Below are 17,231 nucleotides of genomic sequence, written 5' to 3'. Positions count from 1 at the left end.
ACTGTGTCAAGAATAATAAAGAGAAGTATTATTTTTGACATAGTAATTATGAGTATTAAGGAAAACGATTTTGATTTTGAGTCCATGAAGGACAAAGCGCTGGAACAGTTACGCAGCGGAGCATCACTTTATGGCAAGAACGGCGCTTTTGCACCTTTGATGAAGAAGTTTTTAGAAGCGGCGTTAGAAGCTGAGATGGAGGGCCATATGGACGAAGTTGAGCGCTCCAGCGGTAACCGGCGTAACGGCAAGTCCAGCAAGCAGATTCGCACCTCCGATGGCACGATCGATATCGACACTCCCCGTGATCGTCGATCTAACTTCGAACCCCAGCTCATTAAGAAACGTGAGACGATTCTAGCCGAGAGCCTGGAGAAGAAGATTTTAGGCATGTATGGCCTTGGTATGAGCCTGCGGGATATATCGAACCACATCAAGGAGATGTACGATACAGACATCAGTCACAGTACGCTTTCTTCCATTACCGATAAGATCATTCCCGAGGTCAAGGAATGGCAGTCAAGAAGCCTTGATTCCCTTTATACGATTGTCTGGATGGATGCGATGCACTACAAGGTGAAAGAAGACCATCGTTTTGTATCGCGGGCTGTATACAATATTCTTGGCGTTGACCGAAACGGTCACAAGCATCTGTTAGGGATGTATGTTTCGGAGAATGAGGGTGCTAACTTTTGGCTAAGCGTACTGACCGATTTACAGAACCGGGGCGTAGAGGATATCTTAATTGCCTGTATCGATAACCTAAAAGGATTTTCAGAAGCGATACAGAGTGTTTTTCCGGATACCGAAGTACAGACCTGTGTAGTGCACCAGATCCGTAACAGCCTCAAGTATGTGGCTAGTAAGGACCAAAAGGAGTTTATGAATGATCTAAAACCTGTCTACCGTGCCGATACATTGGATCTTGCCGGACTGCGGATGGATGAACTTCAGGACAAATGGGGGGAAAAATACCCAGTGGTCATCGACTCCTGGCGGCGTAACTGGGAACGTTTGACCACTTATTTCCGTTACGACAAATCCATCCGAAAATTAATCTATACGACCAATACGATCGAGGGATTCCATCGCCAAGTCCGTAAGGTCACTAAAACCAAAGGTGCCTTCACCTCGGACATGGCGTTATTGAAACTGATCTATTTAGCACATAAAAACATTAAGAAGAAATGGACGATGCCACTGGCCAATTGGGGAACAACGGCACAAAAATTAGCTATTTGGTTTCCCGGAAGAATGGTGTTAGATTTGCAATAAGCAAAATGGTTCAATTACCACCCCGCGGGGTGGTAATTGAACCATTGACACAGTTTGTTTTACACTCCCTGATGAAACAAACAAAAACGAATATTTTCACGGAATAATATGCTTTCACTGGGATCTTCTAACAGATCTTATCTTTGTGATGGCCACTGTGACATGAGAAAGGCGGAGCAGAATTGATGTGAGAATTAAAGAAATGGTTTCATTTCATCTTCGATCTGTCTTCGTAATTCCATTAGTCTTATCGCATAACGCTCCTGGCGCTTTTCTTCTTCAGTTTCTGGTATCCAACGTGGGACCTGTATCTTTTTCCCCCTGTCGTCCACCGCGACGAATACAATTATACAGTGTGTTTTCTTTTCAAAATTTTTACTTTTTAGGTTGCGTGCGAATACGTTTATAGAAATATGCATACTGGAGGAACCAGTATAAATCACATTTGCCTCCACCTTGACGATATCGCCAATTCTAATGGGTTGGTAAAATCTGATTCCTCCAACATATACTGTTACAGAATAACTGCTACTCCAGGTACTGGCACAAGCATATCCAGCTTGGTCTATCCATTTCATTACGCTACCTCCATGCACATTCCCACCATAATTCACGTCAGATGGCTCTGAGATAAACTGAAAAGTTATGGGTTTGTTATCCATTAATATAAAATTAATTTGTTAAGAGTAAGATTAATATTTCCATAGAAATCTACTAAACAGTAATTCGCAGGTTTATTATTCTGAAGCAACTATATTAAGCTTCCCACAAGAAAAATTATAATAGGTATACAGCTTAATCGAAATCAAGGAAATCAGATAAAAAAGACTTTTTCTTTTTAGGAGGATATCTAGAGTCGTGCCTCGTTTGCTGATGTCTGTCTTCACTGCGGTCATCTCCGTAGCTGCGACGATCACGGTCATCATATTGATGTTGGTTGACTTCGCTAGGGCTACTGGAACCTGTCTGGTTTGCGGAGAATTCCAATAACTTATCTAATTCGCCTTTATCTAACCAAATTCCTCTGCAATTCGGGCAATAATCAATTTCTACACGACTTCTTTCAGTCATCAATAATGTTTCGTTACAATTCGGACATTTCATATAGGGGTGTTTAATTATTGTATAAAGCTACTAAGCTAACTATACTGCATTAAAAAAAAGTATTTTTCTTTATTTTTAGTGTTTTTTAACGATATTCTTGGCGAGCATTAGAGCAACGGCGCTCGTGCTTGGTAAAAAAAATCTTCGCGCCTGTATATGCAAATCGCTGACGCGTGGATTTTGTCCCCTGCCTATTTAATATATGAGACTGCTCTATATCTCGCTATTTTTGGGAAAAATAAACGCATATATTTGGGCAATCAACAACTGAAGAAATACGTTAGCCGTACCGAATCCCGTCTTGCGGCATAAATAAGCAACAGGTGCTGTTGCAGGGATTGACTTAGCAATAAGGTATTCTATCGCAAAAAAAAGGAAGGTCACTATCCCATCCGCTGGATCTGCAATAAAGATGTCTTTGAAATTGGACTCTGTACGAATAAACTATCGAGCAGCAAAAAGACACATATAAAAGTGAAATAATATTTCATAACTGATTCTATTGTAGATTTAAAAGATCCTCCACAGGATCATACATATAAAGATAATGGCTTTTGAGAGAACTCGAAGTAAATACTCATAATGTATCAGATTAGAATATTCCGTTATATTATACCGATCGTGATAAAACACATTTTTTACGTAGCCGTTGAATGCCTATGGAAATAAACCCGTGCATCATCTGTCGTTTGTACAGATTATGCAGTTTATAGCCGAGGGAGATTCCATGCGAAAAGTACGCAACAGCAACTTCGTAAAGCGGGTGACCGGCCACCGCTTCGCTTACTATAAGTGAATACTAAACAACGAGTTGTATCATCGCCAGGCAGACACCATCGCGCACAATGAGGACAGCACGCTGAATGAATATATTGCTGTTTTAGCGGGCTTCACTATTCCCTTTTGCTACACGTTATTTGCTATTCATCATTATTATCTCTTGCCTTATCTGGATAAAAATGAAATGCCAAAAGCTATCCATATCGTACTGTCCATACTGGTTAATCTTCTATGTATCGTATTTTTTTCCAGCTTAATGGAAATAATGCTCGATGGATTTAGCACTAAAAGGTATCCGTCGTTCAATGGTTTTAACATATTTTAATATCATCAACAAAAACAGCAAAAGCAGATCGTTGGACTACGAAAAGAACTTGGACAAACTTCCTCGGATCTAAAACTTCTGCAGTCTCAGATCAACCCTCATTTTCTGTTTAACGCGATGAATACGCTATATGGCATTGCCTTAAGGGAGAATGCCGATAGAACAGCGGTGGGTATTCAAAAACTCGGTGACATGATGCGTTTCATGCTACACGAAAATCAACAGGATAGCATATTACTAATTCGCGAAATTGAATACCTCAAGGAATACATTGAACTGCAAAAACTAAGAATAGCAGACCTCCCCTCTATACAGATTACAACAAATTTACCGGAAGATCAGCTCGACACTTACTATATCGCTCCTATGTTCCTAATACCGTTTGTAGAGAATGCGTTCAAGCATGGTATCAGCCTGAATAAATTGTCGTGGATTCGGATACAGCTGTTTATCGAAAACGATATTTTGAAACTGAGTATATATAACAGTATCCACAGAGGCCAAGAAAATGATCCTGAAAGGGATAACCCTGGAATTGGATTGGAAAACGTAAAAAGCAGACTTGATTTACTTTATCCCGATGATCACCAGCTCCATATCGAAGAAACAAATGCCGAATTTTTTATATTTTTAACACTACATATCAGACAAAAGAAATAGCCGCGCACTTTAAATAAAAAACTGATGATCAAAGCCATTGCCATTGACGACGAACCTATTGCACTGGAAATTATAAGTACACTAGCAGAAAAAGTTCCTTTTGTAGAGCTTGAAGCGACATTTTTCAATGCGCTCGAAGCATTGGAGTATCTGAACAATAATAAGATTGATCTATTATTTTTAGACATCAAAATGCCTGATATTTCAGGTATTGAATTTTACAACAGCTTGGTCCGAAAACCATTATTGGTATTTACTACTGCATATTCCGAGCACGCCGTGACAGGCTTTGAATTGGAAGCTACAGACTATTTGTTAAAACCATTTACATTTACCAGACTTTTGAAAGCGTGCAATAAAGCTCCAGCAACACTGCAAAATTACAGAAACAATGTTCCATCCTTTATCCTCATCAAAGATGGATATGACGTCGTAAAGATCCTGCTGGAAGAGATTCTCTTTGTCGAAGCAACGGGTAACTATATGAAGTATGTGCTGACGGATAAAGAAATTCTTACACGCTCGACGATTAAAGAAACGATAGAATCATTGCCCAAAGAATTATTTGTCCAGGTGCATCGTTCTTTTGTTATTAATACATCTAAAATTGAAAAAATAGAACGTCATCAGATTAGAATACTCCGCTATATAATACCGGTAGGTGGATCCTATAGCAATAGGATAAAAACACATTTTCTTACATAGTAATTTTCGCAGTGAACAGCTTGTAGTTGAAGTTAGCCTGGCGCATAGCAGCGATGGTTAGAAAATTGAAATAACAAGGCGTTAATTCGTTTAAAATGCAGAGATACAGTAAAGAGGAATTAGAAGAACCCAAATTTGTAATTTATTCAACAATCGGCCAATGTGAAAGTCGCAAACCCATAAAAGACGCGGAAGAGTATAATACTCGTTATGCCGGTGTTGGCTCTGGAAAGACCACAACAGTGCAGGAAAAGAAAACCCACGCTATTCCTTTATCAGTTCTTCAATCTGTTTTAAGAATTTGTCTGATGCGTAATTCGCAAATCCCGCATTGTGATACCTGATTTTTCCGCTTTTATCTAGCACAACTGTTGTCGGCAATACTCCGGCGTAAACTTCTTTCGGAACATTTCCATTAACCGTAAACAAGGGTACTGCATATTTTTCCTTCTTCAGATATGCTCTGCCCGTGGCAAGGTCATCGTCTTGGTTGACTGTCAAAAAGAAAACATCAGGGTTGTCCTTGAACTTCGAATAAAGCGTTTCTATGGACGGGAATTCTGCCCGACAAGGGGGACACCATGAAGCCCAAAAGTTGATAAATACTACCTTACCCCTTAATGACGACGTATTTTGAACGCCTCCATTTTCATCGGAAAAGTCAAAATCAACATTAGCTGTTTTTTTGCTATCCGAGACTTTGGTATCTATACTCGCATTAAAAAAGCCTGTTGCCATTAACTGCCGAAGCATGAATGATTTTGCATTGGGGCTGACGAACACTACCCCGATTAAAATTACCATCAGTACCGTAAAACCGTTCTTTTTGATGTATTGCCACAGCTTATTTGCTGGGGCTGTTTCTTTGGAAACTTCTTTATTGTTCGACATCACTTGTTTTTATCTGTTAATTTCTTTTGATCAACTCACTAAGAGCTGTGATTATTTCTTGTATTTTATACTTCCTCCCTCTGGTTAGCGGAACCACAAAATTCAAGTGTAATTCTTTATTCGAACGCCGTGGCTTCGAAAGCCCACCCGAATGTAACGTATAAAACCTTTCAATTATAACAATCGTAATCGATATATACAACGGTGAGAATCCACGGCCGTCACCATGGACAGAGAAAACGATAAAAATTAATTTACACCTTAAGCATTAACCACAGCAATGCACATTATGTTGGAGGTCGTCACCTGTGTGTCGCTAATCGGATACTTCGCCGGTGTTGACGAATCGACCGGAAGACGGTTTTTACCAGACGAAAACTGCATTCCGTTATCCTGTCCACAATCGACTTCAGCGATTAATAGGAAAAAAAATAAAGTTTTCATCGTTATTTTTTCTTATTACAATCAGCTACGAAAATAAGCATCTTTACTACATTACAAAATAGTGGTTTTCCAGGATATACCAATATGGACAAACGAGAATATCCCTGCTATTCCGTTAATCCTGCTTATCAAAAACAACATCCAGGACATTGTTTCGTGTAAAATCCGTGCTCAGGTGAAATTTCTGTTCTTTCCCATCGGCATGGATAATCAACACGGCCGTGTTGGGCGGAATCCGTCCTAGGTTTTCCGCCCGGAAAACGATCCGGTTGCGGCCACGTTGCAGCGAAACGCCGAATCGCCTTCCTTGCCGATTTACTTCCATCCTTTCGGTAATCACCGCACCATTTACCTCCAGAGAAATGATATCACCATCTTCCATCTGCTCATCGCGAATCTCCATCATCAACGTTCTCGTGCTAGCCTTTAGTTGACCAATGCGCTGATCGCGCCGCCCTTTCACATATGTAGGCATCTTCTGTATCGGCGGTTCCTGTGAGTTGATACGTGGCACGTCGGGTACTGATGTAGAAGCAGCGCCGGACTGTGAAGTCTCACCCGCTACCGGCTGGTATTGGAAACGTGCCACCATGACCGTTGCATATGCATTAGCATGGGCACTGAAATTAAAGCCATACAACTGGCCGCTGTCGCCAGGAGTTCCAATGATAAAATTGGCCGTATTCGGCGGCATATCACCGTAGTTGTCCGCAAAAAAAGCAAGGTAGTTTTCTCCAGAATCCAACGTAATGATATCTAACGCAATCGCCTGCTCCAAAGGTATCCGATCGGCTAGGACATTGCCATTGTGTACAATAGTTACCGTATCCCGATCGTACCGCTCTTCATCCTGGATGGTCAAGCTTAACACCTGCCCTTCGCTCACGATCGGATCGTACACCCCGTAATAGATGGTATCCGTGTTTACGATACGCCAGGTATCCGGATGTGTCCATGGTGTACCGTCTACGCGCCTCAGCGCGATATCCTCCCGATACATGAAATCACGTAGAAAGACTTTTGTATTGGTATAAAACTCATTATCATAGAGTCCCCTCATGAAGATACCAAAATTATCCAACCAAAGCCGCTTTAACACCATTTCCGTTCCATCCTCTCCCTCTTGGTATTCCAATACGCCATTTAGGTACATCATCCATGGGCCGAGGCCAAACGGTTCTTCCAGCACCGGATATTTGTTTCGGCCGATCGCCAGTTGTTCCTCATTTTTCTTTACGAGGAGCAGCTCATATTCTCCTCTGAATGAACCGTATATCAACTCTAACTTCGCCGGATACAACATTTCAGCTGTAGGATCGGCGATACGAAGCTTCATATCAATTGCCGTGATATGCGGCCATGGCTTGTACTGCATAAACCAGGTTCCAGCCCACCGAGATTGCAACGAAGCCATCAATGGCAATGCTATCACCCAAATCAATAATAAACATATAACTCTAATACCCATTGTTCACAAAGTAATTGGCTGTCATTGAACCCAGCTCGTCGTGATGAGGTTGCTCCCTTGATTTATCCATCAGAGACCGAATCGCCCCTAAGCCCTTCGGCGGCAATAATGCCCAAAATGACGAATGTATGTTTACGCTACCCATAGTACAAAATTAAGTATTATTCAAGGAGAAGCATTGGAATAATCCAATCCTAAAGAAAACATTTCACGACAACCGACCAATCGAACGATTGTAAAATATGTTTTGCAAATAATCAATTTCCTGTCTTATGCCAAGTCGATAGCTATTGATTACGCGTAAATTTGTAACAACAATTAAAACAACATATGATAACAAAAGCAGCACAAATAACGATTTTAGTAAAAAATTTAGAGGAAGCAAAAGAATTTTACACGGAGAAATTAGGCTTTAGTGTGTGTGCCGATCAAATGTTTTCTTTAGACTGGCGTTACGTGACGGTAGCCCCACAAAACGACAATGCAACAGTATTTGAACTTGCTGTAGCGGAGACTCCCGAACAGCAAAAGCTAATCGGAAATCAATCAGCAGGGCAAATACTTGTCATGTTTCAATCTGACAATATCGAAGGCGATTTTATGAGGATGAGGGAGAAAGGCGTCATCTTTCACGGTACACCAACGACAGTGCCAGGAGGCAAAGGTGTGGGTTTTGAAGACTTGTATGGAAATCAATTTGATCTGTACCAGCCGGATTGAACGAATGATAGCAATATGATTCGAGTATTTTTGAGAAGTTGCTAATCAACAAGAATCAAACATGAATAGACTGGAAAAAAAACATGTGTTGACCCGTCAACGAAAAGTGAACATCTATAATTAACAAACTGTTAGCTCTGTACGCCGGAAATAAGGACTAAATATACCTATCTCACTATAAAAACAGACATGGATTATAAAAAACGCGAAAACTATTTAAACACGGGAGACCGGAAAAAATGCTTGAGTTTATTGCGGCGGAGACTTTTGAAACTGGGCTGGTACAACTACGTTACGAACTACAAAAATAAAAGACAAGCCACTGACACGGACTTTGTGCCATTGGAATGGAGTCAGAATTTTCTGTTCTTGCACGTTTTTGACAAATCAATATCAAAATATGGCTATGTTTGCCGCTTTTGGGGTATACTTAGTTAACAAGGGAATGATAACAGACATTGAGGAGAAAGATATCAAACAGGTTTATAAAACATCTGTCATGCAACAAACAGCTTACTGGTCTGAAGTGAAAAAACTTCAAGGATTACGATCAAGGGCTTTTAATTTCAAAACCAAACCATGCAACCTTTTCGTGGATGCTGTTGATGAATCATACTTCATTGGGGATTTACTGGTGATCATCCAATCCATCGACAAAACACACTGTATAGCTTACGTTCCTTATGGCCCGGAGGTCGAACCTTCCGAAGAGTTTCAAGGCTTCTTTCTGGAACAGCTTTCTGAAGGATTGAAAGATTTTTTACCAAAAAATTGTATTATGATCCGCTACGATCTCTCGTGGGAATCGTTGTGGGCAAAAGATGAAACGTGTTACCATATCGATGGCACTTGGCTTGGAGCTCCAGATTATAACATTCAAGAAATGCGGTTAAATTTTAATACCGAAAACTGGCGCCTCAAAAAAGCAAATACCAATATTTTGCCTTCCAATACCATTTTTATGGATTTGAAAAAGGAACAAGATATCTTATTGTCGAGGATGAAACCTAAGACACGCTACAATATCAAGTTATCGTCTAGGAAGGGTGTCGTAGTTCACCTTTTAGGCTTAGAAAGCTTGGATATTTGGTATAATCTGTATCGTGAAACTGCCGTTAGAAATAATTTTGTATTACACGATATCAGCTATTTCAAAATCATACTGTCGGCCAAAGCTAACGACACACTATCTCCTGCTGATGTCTACCTGCTAGTCGCCAAGGCGGATGATAAACCCTTGGCAGCTATGTTTTTGGTAATTTCTGCGCAAAGAGCAACTTATTTATATGGTGCGTCTTCGTCTGACAACAGAAACTATATGGCAACTTACTCTTTGCAATGGCAAGCTATGTTATTAGCTAAAGAGAAAGGTTGTACGGAATATGATTTTTTCGGGGTGTCTCCGCAGGCGGACCCTGCTCATCCGATGTATGGTTTGCACCGGTTCAAAACCGGCTTCGGCGGCACAATATTTCATTGTATGGGATGCTGGGACTACCCTCTTGATGAAAGCAAATACAGATACTATGCTTCGACGGAATTCCGAAACCAAAGCTATCATATGACATGATTTCGCGTACTTAAACGGGCTATTCGGTGGTTGCCATCTTCTTTCCTGCTTTACGGATTACAGTGAGAAGTTTAGGCACAACGGTCTGACTACATTTTGGTCTACTTGTATTTGAGTGAACAAGTGATTGAACCCTAAGCCGCGAAACCTTATGGACATCCAGAGAATAACACATAGACAAGAAATGAAAAGTATTGAAATAAAAAAAGTAACGATTAACGACATTGTCCAATTACAAAAAATTGGGAGACAAACTTTTCAGGAAACCTTTTCATTAGGAAATACCATAGAGAATATGACAAAATATTTAGACGAAGGATTTTCTATTGGGAAACTCACCACCGAACATAGAGATGACGACGCTGAATTTTATTTTGCAGCGCTTGACGACAAGGTAATTGGTTACTTAAAATTGAACTTTGGACAATCACAAACAGAACTTAAAGAGGACAAAGCTCTTGAAATCGAACGTATTTACGTATTGAAGGAGTTTTATGGAAAAAACGTTGGACAATTACTTTACAACCAAGCAATACAATTAGCGAGGCAGAAAAACGTTGACTATGTTTGGTTAGGTGTTTGGGAAGAAAATCCTAGAGCAATAAACTTTTACAAGAGGAATGGTTTCGTTGAATTTGACAAACACATTTTCAAGTTAGGCAATGACGAGCAGACCGACATAATGATGAGATTAAAACTGAAAGACTAATTCTATCACAAAGAGAACTAAATACAATTTATAAAACAACATTAGAAATCAATTCACGGCGATCCCAGAATGAGCGTAACGAACTCGACGCTCGTTAAATACAACAATCTGGCTTCTGTGATTGCAGCAGTAATTCCTTTTTCTTACATTTACACCATGAGCAACAATGATATTATGAAAAAGCTCCGCGTGGCTTTAAAATTCACTGATGACGATATTGTTGAAGTGTTATCATTAGTGGATTTCAGAGTGACTAAAACTGAACTGAGTGCAATATTCCGCAAAGAAGACCACCCAAATTTTAAACCTTGCGGCGACCAATTGCTCCGAAATTTCCTTAACGGGCTGATTATCTACAGGCGCGGGCCCCAATCCCGCTCTAATTCGAATGCTTAACTTTATTCCTAAAAAGATCTTCTCTAAACATATTTATTTGCTAAGCATATGCTATATAAAATAGCTTTGCAAATGACTATATCCATTTTTCTTGGTACTGCACGGATTCTACAATCTCTCCATCCTGTAATTAGTTCAACTTTTCTATCCCGCTATCGTATGCAAAATATAACTTTTAAGAACTGCCATTCTACCCTTTAACATTCAAATGAACGAACTGAAACAAATTGGTCTGCAAGTTGATATCATGAGAAACAAATATCTATTTCTACCCAATCACCTGTCCATCGTTGTTATCTGGCATTGACAAAGACTGGTAAACGAATTTAAATTTACACCTCTCCCCGGTACTCCCACGAAGTAAGGTGTAAAAAGAGCAAATAATATTATTGCTCGTTGGAAGCATCATTAATCTCCTAAATAATATGACGGGATTGGTGCTTGAGGATATCCTTGCGAGCGCTGAAGCACATAACTCCTGTAAATTGGATCCTGCATTAATGTTACTTTACGATCCTTCGCCGGAATATGGGTATGATAGATCCTCAGTTCACCGGGTAGCGCTGTAACGACCTCTTCACGCCAATCTCCAAACAGATCCGCAATCATAAGAATATCTCCGTATAGGCCATCTGTAATTTTCTTCCCTTTCCAATACCCTATGGACTGACTTCTTCCGCCCGACGTAGATTCTGCACCCCAGCGATTATCATCGCCGAAAAACAATTGACGAATATTTCCGGAGCCCCACCAAATCCAATTTCGACAGGGCGGAACATCTTCATTAGAAGCCAGTTTTTCTCCCTGTGCACTCAACAGATATTTATCTGTTGAACCTCCTTTTCTATCTTCTGTGGCAAAGCATTCTAATCCGGGGTTCGACGGATCGATATCTGCCACCATTCCATCACCAACATGAAATGTTTTATGCCCGATACCCCAAATTCGCTCTCCTGTATTGGCATCAACAGTTGAAACTCCGTAGCCGTTATCTAACCAAGGTTCGATGGCTAAAAAGACTTCTAATCCCTTTCTTTCGGGATCGATGTCTGTAAGATATGCTTTATCAGAATGTCCAAGACCGGTCGACCATCGCAAAGTTCCATTACTGTTTAGCATACAAGAACCCAATAAAATTTCGTCCTTTCCGTCTCCGTCGACATCGCCAGAAACCATGTTATGCGCTCCTTGGCTTCGAACAACCGGATTCTCCTCATCTCCATCCCATCGCCACAGTTTTTCTAACTTTCCATTATTCAATTGCCATGCATCTACTACCATTAATCTGTAGGTACCCCGAGCCGAAAGTATACAAGGTGTCTTTCCATCTAAATAGGCCATACCGATTTGATTTCGATTTTGACGATTCACATTGCCGTATCTATCATTTCGCTCCGGCCAATCGACACGGGCGATCTCTTCTCCAGTCATACCATCCCATATGGATAAATATTCGCTCCCTCCATACACACGACCTTCATCATTCTTCAAAAAGTCATCCCCTGCTGTTTTTAATGCCACTTCAGCTTTTCCATCCCCGTCAAAATCATAAACGATAAAGGGAGAGTACCATACGCCTGGTTCGATACCTGGTCCTAAATCCTTCGTCCATAAATACGTACCATCATGTAAATACGCTTCGATTTTATACGTTGTACCATCATTTGGATTAACAACTCCCGGATCCACATTGCTATTCGGATGGCGGATGATATAATCATACTGCCCATCACCATTTAAGTCAGCAACGGCTACACGACCAGCGGTAATATTTGGATCTTTCAGTTTTATACTGCGATAATTCGCTTCATTTACAGCACCTTGAGTTAATGCTACTTTTTTACTTAACGTTATTTCTTCACCTTGAATAATTTCTACCCAGTATAGCGCACTATCGTTTTCGATTTTAGTATCCACAAAATCAGTTGTTTCTGTTATAGGATTTTTATTCAGCTTTTTCGCTACATCATTAACGGAACGGTATACATTAAATGCCACAGTTTCATTATCTGACTTTAACAATCTCCAACTGACATGAACCGCATTACTATCTGTGACACGAGCTAATGTCAGTCCGCGATCCAATCGTTCTTCCACCCTTTTTCCCGCAAATCCCTTCACCTCGGGCTTTGTGGCATGGTTGGGGGTTAAGATCTCGTACATATAATTGCGTTCTCTGGAGTCTTGTGAGAAAGTGGGGGTATTCAACACAAAAATCAGTGTGAAGCTCCAAAGGATCATTATATAGTTCATCATCGGCATATTATTTAAGACTCATTTATATTCTTATCGTTTATACTGGTATTCACGAAGTTATTCTTTTACATATTCGAACGCAACCTGTACTATCCTGTTTTAACAATCAAGTAGGTGTTCGATTAATAGACAATATTTACCAAAATCACTTGAAAATTCACAGGATGGCGATTAAAGTTTTGCTTTAAGAAAAATTGATTTCGGTATTAGATACTTGTACATATGGACTAGGTGTTAGAAAAATTCGCTATTTTTAGAGAATATAGCACTTCGGAAGCGGAGGAAAAACGATAGAATAACGTGAACAACTGGCGAAACGACCTTATTATACGATAAAAAATGGGATTTATAACACTTAAAACATTTGATAGCTATGTCGACGCACACTTGTTGAAAACCAAGCTGGAGAGTGAAGGTATCCCAGCTTACTTATTTGATGAACACATAAATGCACTAAATCCACTGTACAGCATTGCTACCGGTGGAATCAAATTAAAAATTAATGAATCTGACATTGACAATGCTATACAGATAATCCGAGAAATCGAAAACACCAAATATAGTAATGACGACAATGAGATAATAAATTGTCCGTCTTGCGGTTCTGAAGAACTATATAACAGCTTTAAGTCCATGAAAGGAATAAGAGGTTTATTCTCCGCGTTGGCTTCTTTTCTGTTCATGATATTTCCGCTCTATTTTAGAGTTGTATATAGATGCAAAAGTTGCGAACATGAATTTAAGCCTGAGAAAAAACACATAGTTATATAGTGAATTCTATGGAATGGATCGACCGCTCTCGATATGTCCCATTAGACTACTGTTCCCACTATACAGGAATTTATACTTTTGAGACGAACAAAGTTAAAAGATTTGACTCTTTAGCTGTCAACAGCATCATTCCCCAAGTCTTAAAAAATCAAATCGAGCACTTGATTATTGACCTATTGAAGTCGGCGGGAATAGTTCCTATCTCTCACTGCCAAGGTTAACCTATGAAAACCCATTCGCTTTGCTTAGAGATTCCGTATATGCGGGTCTTGCGATGATACATCAATCAATATGAAAAATGCAACAGAAGGTTCCTTACAGGATGTTGAAACGATTCCGAAACCAAAAACTTATAGCCTGTTCTAAGAGAGGGACACGGATAAACATTAGACGGTCATTTTAATAGTTATTTTATATAAAACGCCGTATCATAATTTAAAAATATTACCTTACAAAAAAATCAACTCATACAAAACATTATGTCTAAAGATAAAGGAGCAAAGAACGATAACGGAAAAAAGACTGCAGTAAAAAACTTCAAAGAAAAAAGGGCTGAGAAAAAATTGAAACAGGCAGAAAAAAAACGAAAAGACTAGCATTACGATGTTTTGGAATGCAGGTTCTTTGGCTGTGGGGCTTTTAGTTGTTTAATTGATCTTTTTTTTGACACCTGCAGTCGTTCGCAACCAATTATCAATCCTGTTCTAATTCTTCTGCCAAAACCAATCTGCAAAATTTCAATATTGGACTATTTTCATCACCTATTTTCGTTTGTCTTTCTTCTTCCGTTGACGTGAAAGTAGGTTGATCTGAGTTATGAGATCGACTAACAAAAATATCGGGAATACTTTCCTCATCTTTTTTAATATTCGTTATTAAAAAGCTATTCGAACCTTTGTTCGCGATATCATACTCGAACAAAATCTCTTGGCCCGAATTTGTATAGATTGTATGTGATTTTCTTTCCATTTTTTAAAGTTGAGTTCCTTTTAGTTAAACAAAAAATATTTGCGTTAGTTTCTGAAATAATTCGTTTATTTTATACTACATCTGATTAATGTCACTCAGAAACATCTTATAATTAAATTGTAATAACAAACCTCTCTATATTTCCTAAATAATAAATTCTCAAAGGCGGAGGGGAGCCAATAAACAGCTTAGCCAGCATTCATACTATTAAAGAAAGGACATTGATGAACTTAAGCGAAGCGTTCTTGAATGCGGAAAACAGACACATCATGAAAAATAATTTGCATTTTTATTCGACAAATTTATTTAAGTTTAGCAATATGTCAGATCAAGAGAAAAATCCATATCAATTATTTACAAAAACCATTTTGTTAAACTGGAAATCACAGCATGTTACCTATATTAAAGTAGAAGAATTAACGTCTATAAATAACATCACAATGTACGAGTTAATTCCTGATTCAGAATTATTGGATGGCGATCAAGAGACGCTTTATCCTATTGAGTCAGAAGATATACTAGACATGCTGCTCCCGAATCCGAAAATCCGATTTTTAGTTCACAATGTCTATCTCGCTGACGACGAAGAGTAAAAATACAGGAAAAAGAATCTACCCTTCCCATGAAAGCGTGAGATTGTATAGCAGAGGCAGAATATGAAAAGATAATATCAATCTATTTCTTTAGTCCCAAAATTAACGCACTTGCCCCAAGGATTGCCGCGTCTGCCTCGGCAAGTTCACTGAAAACTAATCTCACTTTGTTTCTGAAGATCGGAAATAGATTTCTTTCCATATGAAGTTTAGTTGGTTTCAGGATAAAATCTCCCGCCTTGATAACTCCACCAAATAAAAGAATTGCTTCGGGAGAAGAGAACATCACAAAATTAGCCAAAGCTTCTCCGAGTTTTTGACCGGTATACCTGAATACTTCTATGGCTATCGGGTCTTCTTTAAGCGCGCACTCATAGACTGTTTTAGAATTGATAGCATCTTCTGGATATTGGTTGAGCATCGAACTTGGGAATTCTGCTCTCATCTTTTTTGCTGTAATAGCAATGCCTGTTGCAGAAGCATATGCTTCTAAGCTGCCTTCCGATCCTGTACTCCAGTGCTTTCGTCCACCTGGTTTTACTATGGTATGTCCCAGTTCACCGGCAAAGCCGTCATGTCCATAGACTAAGCTCCCATTGGCGACTATTCCGCTTCCTACGCCTGTACCCAGCGTAATCATTATAAAATCCTTCATTCCACGGGCCGCTCCGAAAAGCATTTCGCCAAGTGCCGCAGCATTTGCATCATTGGTAATAGCGCAGCGCATGTTAAATTTAGTATTCATCATGTCAGCAAACGGAATTACCCCTTTCCAAGGTAGATTGGCAGCTTGTTCAATTGTGCCGCTATAGTAATTACCATTGGGAATACCTACACCGATTCCATCAAAGTTTTCCGCTGTACCATATTTCTCGATTAAGGGGTAAACTGTATTATATAAGGCATCAATAAAATCTTCTACCTTATTGTATTTATCTGTTCTTAGGTATCCTTTTTCAAGGACTTCTCCTCTATGGTTTACCACACCAAATTTAGTGTTGGTCCCACCGACATCTATTCCGAGAGCAACACGTCCTGACAAATTTGTTAATGACATCTCTTTATTTAAAGTTCTAAATAGCCAAAACTATAAAAAAAAAGTATTAATGTTCTATTTAAAATAGTAAAAGCATCATTGTGAATGATTTTAAAGATAAATTAATTGGGTCAACCCACATAGTGGCAGATAGCTATTATGCAATAGGTTTTCTTTTTCGTTCCATCTCACTCTTCATTCGATTATCATTTTCTGTCAATCGGAATTTCACAATTCTTTCCACTAATTCATAAGGAATAGGTTGGTCAAGTGGAAATTGAACAGAACCTCTTCCTTGTTTATATGTTGAAAGTGCTTCGCTAAATTCACTATGTCCAGAGGGTGTTGCATAAAATCCAATATGATTTTTAAACGCTGCAAAATAAACCAATGGTCTTTTATTTGTCTTATAACCCGGCATGCCGTAAGCCATCAATTCTTCTGCTTCAGGAGCGTTATCTGTAATCAATTTTCGAATTTTCCTTAGGATGTCTTGAACATCTTTTGGAAACTGCAAAATGTACTTTTCAATTTCGTTCATACTCAAATATTTTAATCC

General features: G+C 39.3%; 19 protein-coding genes. 10 read left to right on the top strand and 9 right to left on the bottom strand.

Going from position 1 to position 17,231, the window contains the following annotated elements:
• Nucleotides 1-48 precede the first annotated feature (48 nt).
• Nucleotides 49-1,275 carry an IS256 family transposase gene (locus tag C4F40_RS16990; RefSeq protein ID WP_196937607.1) on the top strand — a complete coding sequence of 409 codons (1,227 nt, stop codon included), beginning with the start codon at nt 49-51 and terminating at the stop codon, nt 1,273-1,275.
• A 194-nt stretch (nt 1,276-1,469) separates the two neighbouring features.
• On the opposite strand, the gene C4F40_RS16985 is transcribed toward C4F40_RS16990, so the two are convergent.
• Complete coding sequence (locus C4F40_RS16985; protein WP_196940611.1) at nt 1,470-1,937, bottom strand: acyl-CoA thioesterase; 468 nt, start codon at nt 1,935-1,937, stop codon at nt 1,470-1,472.
• Between the two features lie 133 nt (nt 1,938-2,070).
• Nucleotides 2,071-2,379, bottom strand: a complete 309-nt coding sequence (locus C4F40_RS16980) for a TFIIB-type zinc ribbon-containing protein (RefSeq protein ID WP_196940610.1) — start codon at nt 2,377-2,379, stop codon at nt 2,071-2,073.
• An 811-nt stretch (nt 2,380-3,190) separates the two neighbouring features.
• On the opposite strand from C4F40_RS16980, the gene C4F40_RS16975 reads away from it, so the two are divergent.
• The 3 genes from C4F40_RS16975 to C4F40_RS16965 are packed head-to-tail and all read left to right on the top strand — an operon-like array spanning nt 3,191 to nt 4,849.
• Nucleotides 3,191-3,484: a hypothetical protein gene (locus C4F40_RS16975; RefSeq protein WP_196940609.1), complete on the top strand. Its 294-nt coding sequence runs from the start codon at nt 3,191-3,193 to the stop codon at nt 3,482-3,484.
• A gap of 27 nt (nt 3,485-3,511) precedes the next feature.
• Entirely contained in the window at nt 3,512-4,144 is a 633-nt protein-coding gene (locus C4F40_RS16970) for a sensor histidine kinase (protein WP_196940874.1), read from the top strand.
• 24 nt (nt 4,145-4,168) lie between these two features.
• Nucleotides 4,169-4,849 carry a LytR/AlgR family response regulator transcription factor gene (locus C4F40_RS16965; protein WP_196940608.1) on the top strand — a complete coding sequence of 227 codons (681 nt, stop codon included), beginning with the start codon at nt 4,169-4,171 and terminating at the stop codon, nt 4,847-4,849.
• A gap of 264 nt (nt 4,850-5,113) precedes the next feature.
• On the opposite strand, the gene C4F40_RS16960 is transcribed toward C4F40_RS16965, so the two are convergent.
• The 3 genes from C4F40_RS16960 to C4F40_RS16950 all read right to left on the bottom strand — a co-directional run bounded on the left by C4F40_RS16960 (nt 5,114) and on the right by C4F40_RS16950 (nt 7,652).
• Nucleotides 5,114-5,740, bottom strand: coding sequence for a TlpA family protein disulfide reductase (locus C4F40_RS16960; RefSeq protein WP_196940607.1), 627 nt, complete (start codon nt 5,738-5,740; stop codon nt 5,114-5,116).
• Nucleotides 5,741-6,001: 261 nt separating this feature from the next.
• Nucleotides 6,002-6,184, bottom strand: coding sequence for a hypothetical protein (locus tag C4F40_RS16955; protein WP_196940606.1), 183 nt, complete (start codon nt 6,182-6,184; stop codon nt 6,002-6,004).
• A gap of 115 nt (nt 6,185-6,299) precedes the next feature.
• Entirely contained in the window at nt 6,300-7,652 is a 1,353-nt protein-coding gene (locus C4F40_RS16950; protein ID WP_196940605.1) for a hypothetical protein, read from the bottom strand.
• A 330-nt stretch (nt 7,653-7,982) separates the two neighbouring features.
• Here C4F40_RS16950 and C4F40_RS16945 point away from each other — a divergent pair, with 330 nt between their 5' ends.
• The 4 genes from C4F40_RS16945 to C4F40_RS16930 all read left to right on the top strand — a co-directional run bounded on the left by C4F40_RS16945 (nt 7,983) and on the right by C4F40_RS16930 (nt 11,047).
• Nucleotides 7,983-8,372: a VOC family protein gene (locus C4F40_RS16945; RefSeq protein WP_196940604.1), complete on the top strand. Its 390-nt coding sequence runs from the start codon at nt 7,983-7,985 to the stop codon at nt 8,370-8,372.
• A gap of 445 nt (nt 8,373-8,817) precedes the next feature.
• Nucleotides 8,818-9,942, top strand: coding sequence for a lipid II:glycine glycyltransferase FemX (locus tag C4F40_RS16940; RefSeq protein ID WP_196940603.1), 1,125 nt, complete (start codon nt 8,818-8,820; stop codon nt 9,940-9,942).
• Between the two features lie 184 nt (nt 9,943-10,126).
• Entirely contained in the window at nt 10,127-10,651 is a 525-nt protein-coding gene (locus C4F40_RS16935) for a GNAT family N-acetyltransferase (RefSeq protein ID WP_196940602.1), read from the top strand.
• A 69-nt stretch (nt 10,652-10,720) separates the two neighbouring features.
• Entirely contained in the window at nt 10,721-11,047 is a 327-nt protein-coding gene (locus tag C4F40_RS16930) for a DUF1456 family protein (protein WP_231390106.1), read from the top strand.
• A 408-nt stretch (nt 11,048-11,455) separates the two neighbouring features.
• On the opposite strand, the gene C4F40_RS16925 is transcribed toward C4F40_RS16930, so the two are convergent.
• Nucleotides 11,456-13,303 carry a rhamnogalacturonan lyase family protein gene (locus C4F40_RS16925; protein WP_196940601.1) on the bottom strand — a complete coding sequence of 616 codons (1,848 nt, stop codon included), beginning with the start codon at nt 13,301-13,303 and terminating at the stop codon, nt 11,456-11,458.
• 339 nt (nt 13,304-13,642) lie between these two features.
• Here C4F40_RS16925 and C4F40_RS16920 point away from each other — a divergent pair, with 339 nt between their 5' ends.
• Nucleotides 13,643-14,074 carry a putative signal transducing protein gene (locus C4F40_RS16920; protein ID WP_196940600.1) on the top strand — a complete coding sequence of 144 codons (432 nt, stop codon included), beginning with the start codon at nt 13,643-13,645 and terminating at the stop codon, nt 14,072-14,074.
• A 693-nt stretch (nt 14,075-14,767) separates the two neighbouring features.
• Here C4F40_RS16920 and C4F40_RS16915 read toward each other — a convergent pair.
• Entirely contained in the window at nt 14,768-15,043 is a 276-nt protein-coding gene (locus C4F40_RS16915; protein ID WP_196940599.1) for a hypothetical protein, read from the bottom strand.
• A 224-nt stretch (nt 15,044-15,267) separates the two neighbouring features.
• Here C4F40_RS16915 and C4F40_RS16910 point away from each other — a divergent pair, with 224 nt between their 5' ends.
• Nucleotides 15,268-15,636: a hypothetical protein gene (locus C4F40_RS16910; protein WP_231390105.1), complete on the top strand. Its 369-nt coding sequence runs from the start codon at nt 15,268-15,270 to the stop codon at nt 15,634-15,636.
• An 82-nt stretch (nt 15,637-15,718) separates the two neighbouring features.
• On the opposite strand, the gene C4F40_RS16905 is transcribed toward C4F40_RS16910, so the two are convergent.
• Both C4F40_RS16905 and C4F40_RS16900 read right to left on the bottom strand, forming a co-directional pair.
• Nucleotides 15,719-16,693, bottom strand: a complete 975-nt coding sequence (locus tag C4F40_RS16905) for an ROK family protein (RefSeq protein ID WP_196940597.1) — start codon at nt 16,691-16,693, stop codon at nt 15,719-15,721.
• 136 nt (nt 16,694-16,829) lie between these two features.
• Nucleotides 16,830-17,213: an iron chaperone gene (locus tag C4F40_RS16900; RefSeq protein WP_196940596.1), complete on the bottom strand. Its 384-nt coding sequence runs from the start codon at nt 17,211-17,213 to the stop codon at nt 16,830-16,832.
• Between the last annotated feature and the right edge of the window lie 18 nt (nt 17,214-17,231).

It is taken from the genome of Sphingobacterium pedocola (assembly GCF_015209965.1).
Classification (GTDB): domain Bacteria; phylum Bacteroidota; class Bacteroidia; order Sphingobacteriales; family Sphingobacteriaceae; genus Sphingobacterium; species Sphingobacterium pedocola.
Note: the sequence above shows the minus strand (reverse complement) of the source record. Positions and strands in the feature narration are given on the sequence as shown.

Coding starts and splice junctions, on each gene's coding strand:
- C4F40_RS16990 (WP_196937607.1), top strand. CDS start 49: ATGAGTATTAAGGAAAACGATTTTGATTTTGAGTCCATGAAGGACAAA.
- C4F40_RS16985 (WP_196940611.1), bottom strand. CDS start 1,937: ATGGATAACAAACCCATAACTTTTCAGTTTATCTCAGAGCCATCTGAC.
- C4F40_RS16980 (WP_196940610.1), bottom strand. CDS start 2,379: ATGAAATGTCCGAATTGTAACGAAACATTATTGATGACTGAAAGAAGT.
- C4F40_RS16965 (WP_196940608.1), top strand. CDS start 4,169: ATGATCAAAGCCATTGCCATTGACGACGAACCTATTGCACTGGAAATT.
- C4F40_RS16960 (WP_196940607.1), bottom strand. CDS start 5,740: ATGTCGAACAATAAAGAAGTTTCCAAAGAAACAGCCCCAGCAAATAAG.
- C4F40_RS16955 (WP_196940606.1), bottom strand. CDS start 6,184: ATGAAAACTTTATTTTTTTTCCTATTAATCGCTGAAGTCGATTGTGGA.
- C4F40_RS16950 (WP_196940605.1), bottom strand. CDS start 7,652: ATGGGTATTAGAGTTATATGTTTATTATTGATTTGGGTGATAGCATTG.
- C4F40_RS16945 (WP_196940604.1), top strand. CDS start 7,983: ATGATAACAAAAGCAGCACAAATAACGATTTTAGTAAAAAATTTAGAG.
- C4F40_RS16940 (WP_196940603.1), top strand. CDS start 8,818: ATGATAACAGACATTGAGGAGAAAGATATCAAACAGGTTTATAAAACA.
- C4F40_RS16935 (WP_196940602.1), top strand. CDS start 10,127: ATGAAAAGTATTGAAATAAAAAAAGTAACGATTAACGACATTGTCCAA.
- C4F40_RS16930 (WP_231390106.1), top strand. CDS start 10,721: ATGAGCGTAACGAACTCGACGCTCGTTAAATACAACAATCTGGCTTCT.
- C4F40_RS16925 (WP_196940601.1), bottom strand. CDS start 13,303: ATGATGAACTATATAATGATCCTTTGGAGCTTCACACTGATTTTTGTG.
- C4F40_RS16920 (WP_196940600.1), top strand. CDS start 13,643: ATGGGATTTATAACACTTAAAACATTTGATAGCTATGTCGACGCACAC.
- C4F40_RS16915 (WP_196940599.1), bottom strand. CDS start 15,043: ATGGAAAGAAAATCACATACAATCTATACAAATTCGGGCCAAGAGATT.
- C4F40_RS16910 (WP_231390105.1), top strand. CDS start 15,268: ATGAACTTAAGCGAAGCGTTCTTGAATGCGGAAAACAGACACATCATG.
- C4F40_RS16905 (WP_196940597.1), bottom strand. CDS start 16,693: ATGTCATTAACAAATTTGTCAGGACGTGTTGCTCTCGGAATAGATGTC.
- C4F40_RS16900 (WP_196940596.1), bottom strand. CDS start 17,213: ATGAACGAAATTGAAAAGTACATTTTGCAGTTTCCAAAAGATGTTCAA.